The sequence below is a fragment of the Ruegeria sp. AI3 genome (genome assembly GCF_056541245.1).
This window is the reverse complement of sequence record NZ_JBQFYA010000006.1, coordinates 122887-135314: the sequence shown is the minus strand read 5'-3', so window position 1 is coordinate 135314 and position 12428 is coordinate 122887. Positions and strand designations below refer to the sequence as shown.

The window sequence follows — 12428 nt, the reverse complement described above, 5'->3', positions numbered from 1 at the left end:
CTAGCGCTTGTGGCCTTTCCATCCCAACAGGCTGAAACAGGCAAACAGGATTGCCGCGACGCACACAATTGACGGCCCTGCAGGTGTGTCGAACACGTAAGCCGCCCGTAAACCGGCTACGGCGGAAACCGCTCCGATGGCTGCGGCGATCAAGGCCATGGACTCGGGCGATCGGGCGAGGCTGCGCGCAGCAGCCGCCGGAATGATCAACAAGGCTGCGATCAGAAGAACGCCCACGACCTTGATTGCCACCGCGACGGTCACCGCCAGAGACAGGGTCAGGATCAATTGCTCGCGCTTGGGGTCGTACCCGCTAGCATAGGCCAGTTCTTCGTTCAGAGTCGCGGTCAATAGCTGCGACCAGCGCCAGCCGATCAAGGCAACAACCAGCGCCGCGCCGCCCCAGATCACGGCAAGGTCCGCGCGCGAAACGGCAAGGATGTCACCGAACAGATAAGCCATCAGGTCAATGCGGACGCCGGAAAGAAACGATACGGCAACCAAGCCAAAGGCCAGTGCAGAGTGGGCCAGAACGCCCAATAGTGTGTCCATCGCGTATCCCCGCCCGGACAGCAACGTAACTGTCAACGCCATTGCCAAAGCTACGGCCAAAGCGCCCGTGAAAACCGACATCTGAAAGGTCAGCGACAGCGCAACACCCAGAATGGCCGCATGCGCGGTTGCGTCGCCAAAATAGGCCATTCGGCGCCAGACCACGAAACATCCCAGCGGAGCCGCCGCAAAAGCCACACCAATCCCGGCCAATGTCGCGCGGGTCATAAAGTCATCCAGCATTATTCTGCAGCGTCCTGAGAGCTATGATCGTGGTCGTGATGATGATCGTGGTCGTGCCGATACAGCGCCAGCGCTCCTCCGGTCCCTGTCCCAAACAAGGCGCGATATTCAGGGGCTGAGGCCACAACAGCAGGCGAGCCTTCGCAGCAGACATGACCGTTCAGGCAGATCACCCGGTCCGAAGCGCTCATGACCACGTGCAACTCGTGGCTGATCATCAAAATGGCGCAGCCGGTCTCGCGGCGCACGGTTTCAATCTGCTGGTAAAAGGCCGCTGAACCCGGTTGATCCAAACCCTGCGTCGCTTCGTCCAGCAAAAGGATATCCGGGTGGTTGATCAAGGCCCGCGCCAGCAGCACGCGCTGGAACTGCCCGCCGGACAATTGTGTCATCTGCCGCTTCAACAGATCGGGCACGCCGGCTTCCTCAAGCGCCTCGGCACAGCGGGCGCGGCTGACGTGATTGGTCAGGCGCATAAAGCGCTCGACTGAAATGGGCAGGGTCGGATCGATATGCAGTTTCTGCGGCACGTAACCGATCCGTAGGCCCTGTTTGCGTGTAATCCGCCCTTTGGCCGGTTTGGTAGCCCCGATAATGGCGCGCAGCAGACTTGTTTTGCCGGACCCGTTCGGCCCGACAATTGTCACAATCTCACCGGGTTCGATGATCATATGGACATGGCGCAGCACGGTATTGGCCCCGTAGCTCACGCTCAGGTCTTCAACGGTGACAAGGGACATTGCTAGGCCTTTTCGGTGCAGTCAGAGCAGAGACCTTCGGCTTCTACTACAGTACATTCGATTTCAAAACCCACGGCGCGGGCAGCATCGCCAAGGGCCCCGCTATCAACGGCCGAGGATGCCTCGGCCACCGCGTCGCACCCGCGGCAGATCATGAACACCGGTGAATGCGTCGCCCCCGGATGGGCGCAGGCCACAAAAGCGTTCAGGCGTTCGATCTTATGGACAAACCCGTTCTCGACCAGAAAATCCAAGGCGCGATAGGCCACCGGTGGCTGTGAACCGAACCCCTCATCCCGCAGGCGATCAAGGATGGCGTAGGCACCAAGCGCCCTGTGTTCCTGCAACAGCATTTCCAGCACCTTGTGGCGCACAGGCGTCAGGCGAAGCCCCTCGGCGTTGCACTTTGCCTCGGCCATGGCAAGGCCGGTTTCCACGCAGGACACGTGGTCATGATCATGGAACCCCACCGGCGCAGCTTCGCTGGTCAAGTTCTGTTGCCTCTGACTTGTCATGTTATCTTATATCATATATGCCGCGATTAAATGTTATAAAATCACACAGAGGGTCCAATGTCCAGAAACCTCCTTTCCTTTTCGATCACCGCTACATTGCTGGGCGGAACAGCCATGGCCGACGTCCCGAATGTGGCCGTTGATATTGCCCCGGTGCATTCGCTTGTGGCCCGTGTGATGGACGGGGTGGGCGAACCCAGTCTGATCGTTCAGCCGGGCGCCTCACCGCATGAATACAATCTGCGCCCGTCCGAGGCGGCAGCTTTGCAAGAGGCGGATCTGGTCTTCTGGATTGGCGAAGATCTGACGCCGTGGATGGAAAACGCTGTCGAAACGCTCGCTGGCGGCGCGGCTGTAACAACGCTGCTGGAGGCGGACGGAACCACTCTGCTGGACTTCCGCGAGGACGCGCTGTTCGAAGCGCATGATCACGGCGATGACGAGGATCATGACGATCACGGTCATGAAGATCATGGCGATGATCACAAAGACGAACATGCGCATGATGATCATGACGATCACAAAGATGAACACGCGCATGACGATCACGACGACCACAAAGACGAACACGCCCATGATGATCACGACGATCACAAGAATGAACATGGTCACGATGATCACGACCATGACAAGGAAGATGACCACGCGCATGACGACCATGGTCATGAAGAGCATGCAGACCATGATGATCATGACGACCACGAAGGTCACGCGCATGGCGAACACGATCCGCATGCCTGGTTGTCGCCTGCAAACGCCGGAACATGGCTGAACGTGATTGCCGCTCAACTCTCGGCTGCTGACCCAGAAAACGCTGGTAAATACTTTGAAAACGCAGCCGCCGCGCGCGCTGAGATGGAGGCGCTGTCAGCCGAGATCGCAGAAACGCTGTCCCCGGTTAAAGGTGGTAGCTTCATCGTGTTCCACGACGCCTATCAGTATTTTGAAAATGACTTCGACTTCCCGGCCTCCGGTGCGATCTCGATCAGCGATGCGTCCGATCCTAGCCCTGCGCGCATCGCCGAAATTCAGGGACGCATCAAAGAGGAAGGGATTGATTGCGTTCTGTCAGAGCCGCAGTTCAACCCAGGCCTGATCGCAACCGTGATGGAAGGGTCCGAGGCCAAAACCGCCGTGATCGACCCGCTTGGCGCCGAACTTGAGCCCGGCGCGGCGCTCTATCCCCAACTTCTGCGCAATATGGCGAACACATTGGCTGAGTGCCTTTAAGGTACACCAAAGCCCGGCCCGACCCACGGCCGGGCCTCGAACACAGGCAAAGGGGCAGACCGTTTCAGGAAATCTTGCCCCAATGCGCTGACCCTCTTCCCCTCTGCCAAAACGCTGTCTAAGAAGTCCTTCCGACCCAGTATCAGGAGGCCCCCTTGGACCGTATCGCCCGCACAATCGCCACCGAAATCAACGCGCGCGCGGATCAGGTCTCGGCCGCTGTACGATTGCTGGACGAAGGCGCGACCGTGCCCTTCGTGGCCCGCTATCGCAAAGAGGCGACAGGCGGGCTGGACGATACGCAGCTACGAACCCTCTCGGACCGGTTGACCTATCTGCGAGAGCTGGAGGCGCGGCGGCAGACAATCCTGACGTCGATCAAGGATCAGGGCAAGCTGTCGGACGATCTGGCGAAATCCATCGCCGGGGCCGAGACCAAGGCGCAGTTGGAAGATATCTACCTGCCCTACAAACCCAAGCGGCGCACCAAGGCGATGATCGCCCGCGAAAACGGGTTGGAGCCGCTCGCCGACGCTATTCTGGCCGACCGCAACGCCGACCCGGAAGCCCTTGCTCAGGGCTATCTGTCCGAGGCTGTTGAAACGACCAAGGACGCCTTGAACGGCGCCCGTGACATCGTGACCGAGCGGCTGACGGAAAACGCCCTTCTGCTGGGTAAGCTTCGCAATTTCATGCAGCAAGAGGCGCTTTTGTCTTCGAAACTCGTTGAGGGCAAAGAAAAGGAAGGCGCGAAGTTCAGCGACTACTTTGACCATTCCGAGCTTTGGGCGACTGCCCCCTCGCACCGCGCGCTGGCCATGTTGCGAGCCTCGAAAGAGGGGATCGTCACGCTGGATATCGCCCCTGAGCCCGAGGCGGGCGCGGCGCGGGCTGAGGCAATTGTTGCCTCGCATCTGCAGATCCGTGGCGATGGTCCCGGAGACAAATGGCTACGCAAGGTTGCAGGCTGGACATGGCGGGTAAAGCTTTCCCTGTCGATGATGGTTGAGCTGATGGCAGATCTGCGCAGCCGCGCGCAGGATGAGGCGATTCAGGTGTTCTCGCGCAACCTCAAGGATGTTCTGTTTGCGGCCCCGGCGGGCGCGCGGCCCACGCTGGGTCTGGATCCGGGCATTCGAACCGGCGTCAAGGCCGCCGTGGTGGATACCACCGGCAAAGTCGTTGCGACAGACACGCTCTATCCGTTTCAGCCGAAAAACGATCTGAGGGGGGCGCAGGCGGCGATCTTGGACCTGATCTCGGCCCATGAGATCGAGCTGATCGCCATCGGCAACGGAACCGCTAGCCGTGAAACCGAACGAATGGTCGCCGACACACTCAGCCTGCTGCCCAAGTCGGTCAAAGCCCCCACCAAAACAGTCGTATCCGAGGCCGGGGCCTCGGTCTATTCCGCGTCTGAACTGGCCGCGCGAGAGTTCCCGGATCTGGATGTATCCCTGCGCGGCGCGGTCTCGATAGCGCGCCGTTTGCAAGACCCGCTGGCCGAGCTGGTGAAGATCGAACCGAAATCCATCGGGGTTGGACAATACCAGCATGACGTGGACCAGCATCGCTTGTCCCAGTCGCTGGCCTCGGTCATCGAAGATGTGGTGAATGCGGTTGGTGTCGACCTGAACACCGCCTCGGCCCCGCTGCTGTCGCATGTGTCGGGCCTTGGCCCCGGTTTGGCCGAGGCCATCGTACAGCACCGGGATCACAATGGTGCGTTCCAGTCCCGCAAAGACTTGCTGAAGGTCGACCGCCTTGGGCCACGCGCCTTTGAGCAATGCGCAGGTTTTCTGCGCATCCGCGATGGAGAGGAGCCGCTGGATGCCTCATCTGTCCACCCCGAAGCTTATGACGTCGCCCGCCGCGTGGTCGCTGCCTGCGGCCGGGATATCCGTCAGATCATGGGACATGACGGGGCGCTGAAGGGCTTGCGGGCTGAACAATTCGCCAATGAGACCTTCGGCCTGCCCACCATGCGCGATATCTTTGCCGAGCTTGAAAAACCGGGCCGTGATCCGCGCCCCAGCTTTGTCACAGCGTCGTTCCGGGACGGCATCGAGGAGATCACCGACCTCAAACCCGGCATGCTGTTGGAGGGAACGGTAACCAATGTGGCCGCGTTCGGGGCCTTCGTGGATATCGGCGTTCATCAGGACGGGTTGGTCCATGTCAGTCAATTGGCGGATCGGTTCGTCAAAGACCCGCATGAGGTGGTCAAAACCGGTCAGGTCGTGAAGGTACGAGTTGTCGAGGTTGACGTCCCCCGCAAACGGATTGGCCTCACCATGCGCAAAGATGGCGGGGCGCAGCAACGGCGCGGAGCGCGCTAGGCTCAGCCGTTCTGGTAGTAGAAAGACAGTTTGCGGCTGACACCACCGGGCGGCGGCGGGAAAGGTGCGGCCCCCCTGACCTGCTCCTTCGCAGCCCGATCCACCTGGTCCGAGCCCGAGCTGGTGATGACCTCGACCCAGGCCAATGAGCCATCCGGGTCGATCTGAAAGAACACCTGCGCATAGCCGCGAACCGGTGCGTAAACCTGAGGCGCGCGGTTCAGATGCACCAGAACTTGTCCGGCATAGTTGGTCGTGGTGGAATTGCCCGGCCCTCGCCCGCCGGACTGGTTGCCCCGGTCATTGCGGGTGAACGCGTCAATCCCTTCGCGCTGATAGGCCGCCAATGGGGATTCAATGGTTTGTTCGGGGAATTTCAGGTTGTCGAAATTGCGCGTACCGGGCAGCGCAGGTTGAACCTCGTCCGAGGGCGTCCGATTGGGCAAACGCGGCCGAAGAGAAGTTGCCACCGCCTGCTCGGAGCCTTCGCTGTCCTCCACAGGTTCGGCTTCTTCCGGTAAAGGCTCCACCGCGATTTCTGGCTCAACAGCCTCTTGTTCCAGCGGCACAGGCGCAACCTCGACGGGCGGCAACGCGGCCAGTTGCTCGGCCTCTGGCGTTTCGACCGGCTCAACCGGCTCTGCGGCACTGGCTTGCGGGATTTCGACGACATCAGATGGCTCGGCCAGTGGCGTTGCGTCGACCTCATCACTTGCTGCCGTTTGCGTCTCCGACTGGTCAACGGATTCGGTCACCTCCGGCTCTGGCACCTCGGCCTGACCGCCATTGGAGGCGCCGGTGTCGGGCGCGAATGTCTGCTCTTGCGGATCGGGCGAAGCAACCAGAGCTTCGCTTGTCGGAATCTCCGCTTCTTCGGGCTCAGGCGAGGTTTCGAACGGAGGTTCGGGCACCTCCGCTTCTTCTGGCTCGATCGGTTCGGGTACCCGTTCGGCCAAATCCTCAAAGGCCGTGCCGAGGGTCACCGCATCTTCATCATCGCCCACAACGCTTGGCGAATTGGTCAAACTGGCTGTGGTCATGCTCAGCCCCAGAATATGCACCAAGAGCGAAACCAGAACGGCCACAGCGGCGATGATGGCCGAGGTGCGGATCATTCGATTGCCTGCTGGGTGACCAGAAAGACCGATTTCGCACCTGCACGCCGCAGCGCACCTGTCACCTCGATCAGACGCGGGCCCGAGGCCGCGCGGTCTGGCACGATGCGGACCTCTTCGCCCTCATGATCCGCCATGTATGTTTCCGCGTCCGTGGCCTGCCCGCGAAAGCTGAGCGATCCGTCTGCATGCAGGACCAGCGCATCCGGCGGCTCACGCCCCTCCAGCTCTGCGGTGTCGACCAGCTCAAGATCAGGGTCCAAAGGGGGGGCCACGGTGCCGGCGATCAGGAAGAAGACCAGCATCAGGAACACCACATTGATCAGCGGGATCGTGGAGTCGCGTCTGCGGCGCTGGGGTGTCTGGCGGATCATCGGCCTACTCCAACACCGTCACGGTCAACCCGTCGCGACCTCGTAGAGGAACCAATACATCGACAAGGCGTTGCGCCGAGGTATCGGCGTCGAGGCTGATCAGAACCTGCCCGGTTTCAACTTGCGTCAGCAGATCTGCCAAGGTGATCGAGGCCCCGTTCAGAACCAACCGATCCGGACCAAGCTGCAGAAACACTCGGTCCGCCGGTGCCGAGCCCGCGCCACTGCCAGCGGCGGCCTGCGTCAATTCAATCTCAGCAAATCGCGAGAAGGTGGAAGAGAGCATGAAGAACAGCAGCAACAGAAAGATGACGTCGATCAGCGGCGTCATCGACAAGGGGCGTCTAACAAAGGGCGCCGTGTTACGCATGTTCAGGGGCGGCGCGCGGGATCTGTGCCCCGGCCGTTGCCTGCAGCGCGTGACCGGGCACCAGAATGGTCCGCAGCGCTTTGTCCGCAAACACCCGCTCACGCGAAGTGCGGCTTTCCAGCCACGACAGAACCATCGAGGTCGGCATCGCCACCGCAAGTCCTACAGCCGTTGTCACCAGGGCGACCCAGATCCCACCGGCCAGCAGCGACGGGTCCACCGAGGAACCGGCGGTTTGCAGGCTTTGGAACGCGTTGATCATGCCAAGCACCGTTCCGAACAATCCAAGCAGCGGGGCAAGCTGCGCCACCGTGTCCAGCAGTCGAAAGCCGCGCTCCAACCCAGCAAGGGCAAGACCGGCCTCGGCATCCAGACGGTCATCCACGCCGGGGACGTCCACCCCATCCATCGCGGCCCCAACGATCGGTGCAAGGTAGCTGCTGCTGTCGTTCAACCGCGCACGCGCCGCGGCGCGATCCCCTGCATCCCAGGCAGCCAGCGCCTCGGACAGGACCTTGTGGCGACCAACACCACAAGCCGCGAACTGCCACAGTTTATACAGCGTGACCGAGAGAGTCAGAACCGACATCACGATCAAGATGCCAACGACCGGCCCGCCAAGCGCCAGAATTTCACGCAAAGTGCCCAAGAAATTCATCCCAAAAGCTCCACTTTGACCCGGCTGCTGAGGCTGAGCGTATCGCGACAGATAGTGCTATCCGCACCGTCGACCACGCAGGTATTGGCACCGTTGATCAAGGCGCGGCCCACCTGCGCGCAATCCCTTCCCGGCAGATCAAACTGCCGCACGCGCGGGCGATCCGCAGGAAGATCTCGGAAATCGAAAAGGGACAGGCTGACAACGCCGCCTTCGGTGTCGAAGATCACGGTCTCGAACACGGCCTTGTCGATTGAGACCCCGGTTCCGTTCTGCACCAAAAACGTCAGACGGCAGGCATTGCCCACATTCTGTGCTGTGTTCAATTCGACGGACAGCGCCTCAGACGGTGCGCTTTCTGACTGCGCCCAACTGACGGCTGGCGACACGGCCGCGAACAATGCCGCAAAAGCGGTGCGATGAAACGACATGGATGGGCTCCCGCTGTTTTCTTGCCATTTGAGACCTCATACCCGAGGCTGCGAACAGGTAAAAGGGCCGCTCGGGCTGTCGTCAATCAACGGGTGGTCCCAAGTTGGTGAGGATCATGTCGTCTGCCAAGGGGTTTGATGAGGTTCGAGACGCAGCGACACGGTATGCTTCCTTGAAAATCAGCGATAGTGACGCTAAATACTGTCAAAGTAACAGGATTGGAGGGTGGCATGCAGATTGCTCAATTCGCCGAAGGCGGGCTGTTTGAGCCTCGGAAAATCGCGGCGGCTCTGCGTACATCCGCCGAAGAGGTCGCCTTGACCGTGGGGTTGGGCAAGGATGCCCTGCAACGCCGCACGCGCATTCAATCCGACAAAACGCAACGCCGCCTGCGCGAACTGGTCGAAGTTCTCAACAAGGTGCAACCGCGCTTTGGCTCGGATCTGATCGCCTATGCCTGGTATCGATCGGAACCCCTGCCCGGCTTTGACGGGCGCACCGCCATGCAACTGGTCCAGGAGGGTAAGGCGCAGCAGGTGTTGGAGTACATTGATGCCGTCGATGCCGGTGTCTATGCCTGATGCCGCTTGACGAGGGCTGGTATCGTGGGCCGCTTTTTCGCGCATTAAACCCGGTCTACGCGCGCGATCCCCTCTCGGGTCGCGGGGCAGAGAAATATGATGGTCGGTTCAACGCGAAGGGAACACCTGCGCTCTACACGGCGCTGGACCCGGCCACGGCCCTGCGCGAGGCCAATCAGGTCGGGGACTTGCAGCCGACGATACTGGTGTCCTACCATGCGGATTTAGGCCCGATCTTCGACACAAGAGACGAGGCCACCTTGACCCAATACGGAATGACCGCGCCCACACTGGCCGATCCCGGTTGGCGGTCAGCCATGCTGGATCGTCGCGCTGTCCCGACGCAAGATTTGGCCTCGCAATTGATCAAGGACGGTTTTCTCGGTTTGCTGGTGCGCAGCTTCGCGCCGGGGACGACACCGGCAAACCTCAACCTCGTCCTCTGGCGGTGGAGCAGTTCGGATACGCGGCTGACCGTTGTGGACGACGAGGATCGACTGGGCAGGCTATAGAGCTCCAATCTGTCTGTGCAGTCCAAAACCCATGCGCTAAGGTGACGGTATGACTCGGTTCCGATTTTTGCTAGTTTGCATAATGTCTTGTCTGGTTCTGGCGACAGGCTCGGCCCGGGCGGCTGATCGTGTGGCCTTGTTGATCGGCAATTCCGACTACCGCGCCCCGGATATGGCCTTGCGCAACCCAGTCAACGATGTTGAGGCCTTAGGCGCAGCGCTGCGAGAGCTTGGCTTTGCCGTGACCGAGGCTACCGACCAGAACGCAGCCTCGATGGATCGGGCCGTCCACGCCTTTGGGCAAGCGGCGCAAGGCGCTGAAATGGCTGTTTTCTTTTACGCCGGTCACGGGGTTCAGATCGGCGGTCAGAACCACCTGATCGGCACGGAATTCTCGGGCAGTGACCTGAACGCACTCAGCCGGAGTTCGATCACCATCGACCGCGTGCGCGATGTGCTTGCCAAGGCTGGGCCGGATGTCGGCATCCTTCTGCTGGACGCCTGCCGCAACAACCCGTTCTCGGAGAGAGGGATGGTCGAACAGGGCCTCGTCCGCATCCGAGGCGGTGCAGGTTTGCTGATCGCCTATGCCACTGACCCCGGCAACGTGGCGTATGACGGGCTGGGCGACAACAGTGTCTTCACCTCGAGCCTGCTGGATCATATTGCAACGCCAGATCTGGATGTGCGGCTGATGCTCGGTCGGGTGCGTCAGCAAGTGGTTTTGGACACAGAAGGCCGCCAGATCCCTTGGGTCGAAGAATCCGTTCTGGATGAACATAGTTTTGCGCCGGGTTTGCCCTCAGCTGGTCCCACGGACGCTTTTGAGGCCGATATGGCACATTGGCGGAGCATTTCCGCAAGCAGCGATCAATCTGACTTCAAGGACTATCTGCAAACATACCCCGATGGCCTGTTCGCCGCTTTCGCGCGTGACCGGATTGAGCTGCTGAGGAACACCGAAACCGCCCCGGCCGCGCCGATCAGCGCCACGCTGGCTGCTGCGGAACCCGACAAGCTGGCCGCGGCCCTTTCCACCCTTGGGCTGATGCCAGATGGGCCAAGCCGGAACCTGGAACCGGCCCTCGATCAGTATCGCCGTCGCTTGCCGCTGCAGGAAACCGCAACGCCAGAGCGTCTGTTTGAAGACGCCGCCGAAGTCTCGGTCTTTCTGGCCGCCACGACATTGCAGAGCCTGCGCACAGATATCGTTGCACTGCGCAGTGTCGAACGCACTCTGGCTGTTGCTGAAAACGCCTTGGGTCAAATCGAAGAGATCGCCCGCTCGGACCCTGCCGCGCTGCCGGTACTGCAACAGGCCCGCAATGATATCTACGACATCTATCGCTCACGCGGTGTCATTCTAAGGCGGCTGGATCAAAGCCGCAGTTATTATGATGAACTTTTGACCCGCGCCGTGGTGTTCTTTCCATCCGAGCCAGGCGCAGATTTCTTTGACGCTGCAGCAACTTCGCGTAACCTCGGGCAAGCTCACGCGCGCCTGAGCGAGGATGCCGCATTGTTTCTGCGCCATGTGGCGCAGGCAGAAGACAGTAAAAAAGGGAGTTATCAATGGCTGGCAGATCTTATTCCACCCGGCTGATCGCCTCCGTGTTAGGGGCATCGTTGGCTCTGTCCGCCTGCGGTGGCAGCAGCGAGCCGGAAACGCTGAGATCCGTAGGCGCTGGATCAAGCCAGGCCGAGGCCGATCTGGCAAAGCAAGCGGCAGCCTTGCAAAAGACAATCCTGCAAGGGGCGATTGCAGGTGGTGTAGCGGGTGGCGCGATCGGCTTTGGGCTGGGCGGTTCTGACGACGTAGGCACAGGCGTCGCCCTCGGACTGGGTGCTGGCGCTCTGGCAGGCACCTATGTGGCCTATGTGCAGCGCAGCTATGCCGGGCGCGAAAGACGGTTGCGTCAGATCAAATCCGATCTGGACCGGAACGCCGCCGAAATGCAGACCACGTTGAACGTGATGAACGAAGTTCTGGTGGCTCAAAAAGCCGAGTTGGACGCACTGAACGCCCGCGCGGCGGCAGGCACCGTAGATCAGGCCGAGTTGCAACGAGAGCTGACCGAGGCCAATGGCAATCTGAAACAGATGGAACTGGCCATTGACGGGGCAACCAGACGGCAGGCGGAATTTGCTGAGGCGCGCAGCCTGACGATCAAGCGCCGCCAAACCACTTCGCCCATTGACGGTGATCTGCAGGCTCTGTCCAACCAGATTTCGCAGATGCGCGGGATCGCCAGCGATTTGGCGTCGTCGCTGTGACAGGGCAGAACATGATCACACGCATTGCTCTGCCTTGCTTTCTTTTGGCCGCCTGCCAAACCACGACAGACCCGGCGGACGGAGGGTTCTTCGCCGGAGTATCCGGCATTGCGACCGGGGCCTATGATGACCGGATCGAGGCCGCCGAGGGCGATGTGGCGACAGCTCAGGCCCGCAACGACGCATTGGCCGCGCAGATCCGATCCTCTGAGACTGAACTGGCGCAGCTGAAATTGAAAATCCTGCAACAGCGCGATGCAATTGGCGGCGGAGACCCCGCCACAGCCGCCAGAATCGACAGGGTGCTGAACGCAAAGCCCCAAGGCACCACTGCCGAGGCGCAATTGCAGGCCCTACAGCGCAGTATTTCCGAGGCCCGCGCGCTAAGTGCGGATTTGGCGCGGCTGTCGGGGTAAGCCCTGCAGCGAAGTTCAGGTTTTACGTCGTTGGAATGCCGCGATGTCGCAAATGCGCTAGCAGTGACGTAAAAACC

General features: G+C 60.8%; 15 protein-coding genes. 7 read left to right on the top strand and 8 right to left on the bottom strand.

Translation table 11 applies throughout. The features are described 5' to 3' along the window. Genes ACRZ95_RS11245 through ACRZ95_RS11235 form a run of 3 tightly spaced genes read right to left on the bottom strand, consistent with a single transcriptional unit; the run spans position 1 to position 2050 of the window. On the bottom strand, positions 1–795 hold the full coding sequence (locus tag ACRZ95_RS11245) for an iron chelate uptake ABC transporter family permease subunit (RefSeq protein ID WP_170675856.1): 795 nt from the start codon (positions 793–795) through the stop codon (positions 1–3). After that, positions 795–1535 (bottom strand): metal ABC transporter ATP-binding protein, encoded by a 741-nt coding sequence (locus ACRZ95_RS11240; protein WP_170675857.1) that lies wholly within the window; start codon positions 1533–1535, stop codon positions 795–797. The genes ACRZ95_RS11245 and ACRZ95_RS11240 overlap by 1 nt, the downstream gene beginning before the upstream one ends. Positions 1536–1537: 2 nt before the next feature. Then, complete coding sequence (locus tag ACRZ95_RS11235; protein WP_170675858.1) at positions 1538–2050, bottom strand: transcriptional repressor; 513 nt, start codon at positions 2048–2050, stop codon at positions 1538–1540. A gap of 57 nt (positions 2051–2107) precedes the next feature. Here ACRZ95_RS11235 and ACRZ95_RS11230 point away from each other — a divergent pair, with 57 nt between their 5' ends. Then, complete coding sequence (locus ACRZ95_RS11230) at positions 2108–3280, top strand: metal ABC transporter solute-binding protein, Zn/Mn family (RefSeq protein WP_170675859.1); 1173 nt, start codon at positions 2108–2110, stop codon at positions 3278–3280. A gap of 155 nt (positions 3281–3435) precedes the next feature. Continuing rightward, on the top strand, positions 3436–5619 hold the full coding sequence (locus ACRZ95_RS11225; RefSeq protein WP_170675860.1) for a Tex family protein: 2184 nt from the start codon (positions 3436–3438) through the stop codon (positions 5617–5619). A 2-nt stretch (positions 5620–5621) separates the two neighbouring features. Here the strand turns inward: ACRZ95_RS11225 and ACRZ95_RS11220 are convergent, their stop codons facing one another. Genes ACRZ95_RS11220 through ACRZ95_RS11200 form a run of 5 tightly spaced genes read right to left on the bottom strand, consistent with a single transcriptional unit; the run spans position 5622 to position 8567 of the window. Beyond that, positions 5622–6734 (bottom strand): energy transducer TonB, encoded by a 1113-nt coding sequence (locus tag ACRZ95_RS11220; protein ID WP_480554949.1) that lies wholly within the window; start codon positions 6732–6734, stop codon positions 5622–5624. Then, positions 6731–7108, bottom strand: coding sequence for an ExbD/TolR family protein (locus ACRZ95_RS11215; RefSeq protein WP_170488189.1), 378 nt, complete (start codon positions 7106–7108; stop codon positions 6731–6733). The genes ACRZ95_RS11220 and ACRZ95_RS11215 overlap by 4 nt, the downstream gene beginning before the upstream one ends. Before the next feature lie 4 nt (positions 7109–7112). After that, on the bottom strand, positions 7113–7439 hold the full coding sequence (locus tag ACRZ95_RS11210; protein WP_170549377.1) for a biopolymer transporter ExbD: 327 nt from the start codon (positions 7437–7439) through the stop codon (positions 7113–7115). A gap of 31 nt (positions 7440–7470) precedes the next feature. After that, positions 7471–8136 (bottom strand): MotA/TolQ/ExbB proton channel family protein, encoded by a 666-nt coding sequence (locus tag ACRZ95_RS11205; RefSeq protein ID WP_170549375.1) that lies wholly within the window; start codon positions 8134–8136, stop codon positions 7471–7473. Further along, positions 8133–8567, bottom strand: a complete 435-nt coding sequence (locus tag ACRZ95_RS11200) for a hypothetical protein (RefSeq protein WP_480554946.1) — start codon at positions 8565–8567, stop codon at positions 8133–8135. The genes ACRZ95_RS11205 and ACRZ95_RS11200 overlap by 4 nt, the downstream gene beginning before the upstream one ends. Positions 8568–8798: 231 nt before the next feature. Here ACRZ95_RS11200 and ACRZ95_RS11195 point away from each other — a divergent pair, with 231 nt between their 5' ends. From ACRZ95_RS11195 to ACRZ95_RS11175, 5 genes are all read left to right on the top strand, one after another. After that, complete coding sequence (locus tag ACRZ95_RS11195; protein WP_170378480.1) at positions 8799–9149, top strand: MbcA/ParS/Xre antitoxin family protein; 351 nt, start codon at positions 8799–8801, stop codon at positions 9147–9149. Then, positions 9149–9661 (top strand): RES family NAD+ phosphorylase, encoded by a 513-nt coding sequence (locus tag ACRZ95_RS11190; protein ID WP_170675862.1) that lies wholly within the window; start codon positions 9149–9151, stop codon positions 9659–9661. The genes ACRZ95_RS11195 and ACRZ95_RS11190 overlap by 1 nt, the downstream gene beginning before the upstream one ends. A gap of 82 nt (positions 9662–9743) precedes the next feature. Further along, positions 9744–11264: a caspase family protein gene (locus ACRZ95_RS11185; RefSeq protein ID WP_170675863.1), complete on the top strand. Its 1521-nt coding sequence runs from the start codon at positions 9744–9746 to the stop codon at positions 11262–11264. Next, positions 11234–11935, top strand: coding sequence for a hypothetical protein (locus tag ACRZ95_RS11180; RefSeq protein ID WP_170675864.1), 702 nt, complete (start codon positions 11234–11236; stop codon positions 11933–11935). Before ACRZ95_RS11185 ends, ACRZ95_RS11180 begins: the two co-directional genes overlap by 31 nt. Positions 11936–11946: 11 nt before the next feature. Continuing rightward, entirely contained in the window at positions 11947–12351 is a 405-nt protein-coding gene (locus ACRZ95_RS11175) for a hypothetical protein (protein ID WP_170675865.1), read from the top strand. Positions 12352–12428: the final 77 nt, after the last annotated feature.

What these genes read in the sequence shown, in the direction of transcription:
- ACRZ95_RS11245 (WP_170675856.1), bottom strand. Translation starts at nt 795, where the DNA reads ATGCTGGATGACTTTATGACCCGCGCGACATTGGCCGGGATTGGTGTG.
- ACRZ95_RS11240 (WP_170675857.1), bottom strand. Translation starts at nt 1,535, where the DNA reads ATGTCCCTTGTCACCGTTGAAGACCTGAGCGTGAGCTACGGGGCCAAT.
- ACRZ95_RS11235 (WP_170675858.1), bottom strand. Translation starts at nt 2,050, where the DNA reads ATGACAAGTCAGAGGCAACAGAACTTGACCAGCGAAGCTGCGCCGGTG.
- ACRZ95_RS11230 (WP_170675859.1), top strand. Translation starts at nt 2,108, where the DNA reads ATGTCCAGAAACCTCCTTTCCTTTTCGATCACCGCTACATTGCTGGGC.
- ACRZ95_RS11220 (WP_480554949.1), bottom strand. Translation starts at nt 6,734, where the DNA reads ATGATCCGCACCTCGGCCATCATCGCCGCTGTGGCCGTTCTGGTTTCG.
- ACRZ95_RS11215 (WP_170488189.1), bottom strand. Translation starts at nt 7,108, where the DNA reads ATGATCCGCCAGACACCCCAGCGCCGCAGACGCGACTCCACGATCCCG.
- ACRZ95_RS11210 (WP_170549377.1), bottom strand. Translation starts at nt 7,439, where the DNA reads ATGACGCCGCTGATCGACGTCATCTTTCTGTTGCTGCTGTTCTTCATG.
- ACRZ95_RS11205 (WP_170549375.1), bottom strand. Translation starts at nt 8,136, where the DNA reads ATGAATTTCTTGGGCACTTTGCGTGAAATTCTGGCGCTTGGCGGGCCG.
- ACRZ95_RS11200 (WP_480554946.1), bottom strand. Translation starts at nt 8,567, where the DNA reads ATGTCGTTTCATCGCACCGCTTTTGCGGCATTGTTCGCGGCCGTGTCG.
- ACRZ95_RS11195 (WP_170378480.1), top strand. Translation starts at nt 8,799, where the DNA reads ATGCAGATTGCTCAATTCGCCGAAGGCGGGCTGTTTGAGCCTCGGAAA.
- ACRZ95_RS11190 (WP_170675862.1), top strand. Translation starts at nt 9,149, where the DNA reads ATGCCGCTTGACGAGGGCTGGTATCGTGGGCCGCTTTTTCGCGCATTA.
- ACRZ95_RS11185 (WP_170675863.1), top strand. Translation starts at nt 9,744, where the DNA reads ATGTCTTGTCTGGTTCTGGCGACAGGCTCGGCCCGGGCGGCTGATCGT.
- ACRZ95_RS11180 (WP_170675864.1), top strand. Translation starts at nt 11,234, where the DNA reads ATGGCTGGCAGATCTTATTCCACCCGGCTGATCGCCTCCGTGTTAGGG.
- ACRZ95_RS11175 (WP_170675865.1), top strand. Translation starts at nt 11,947, where the DNA reads ATGATCACACGCATTGCTCTGCCTTGCTTTCTTTTGGCCGCCTGCCAA.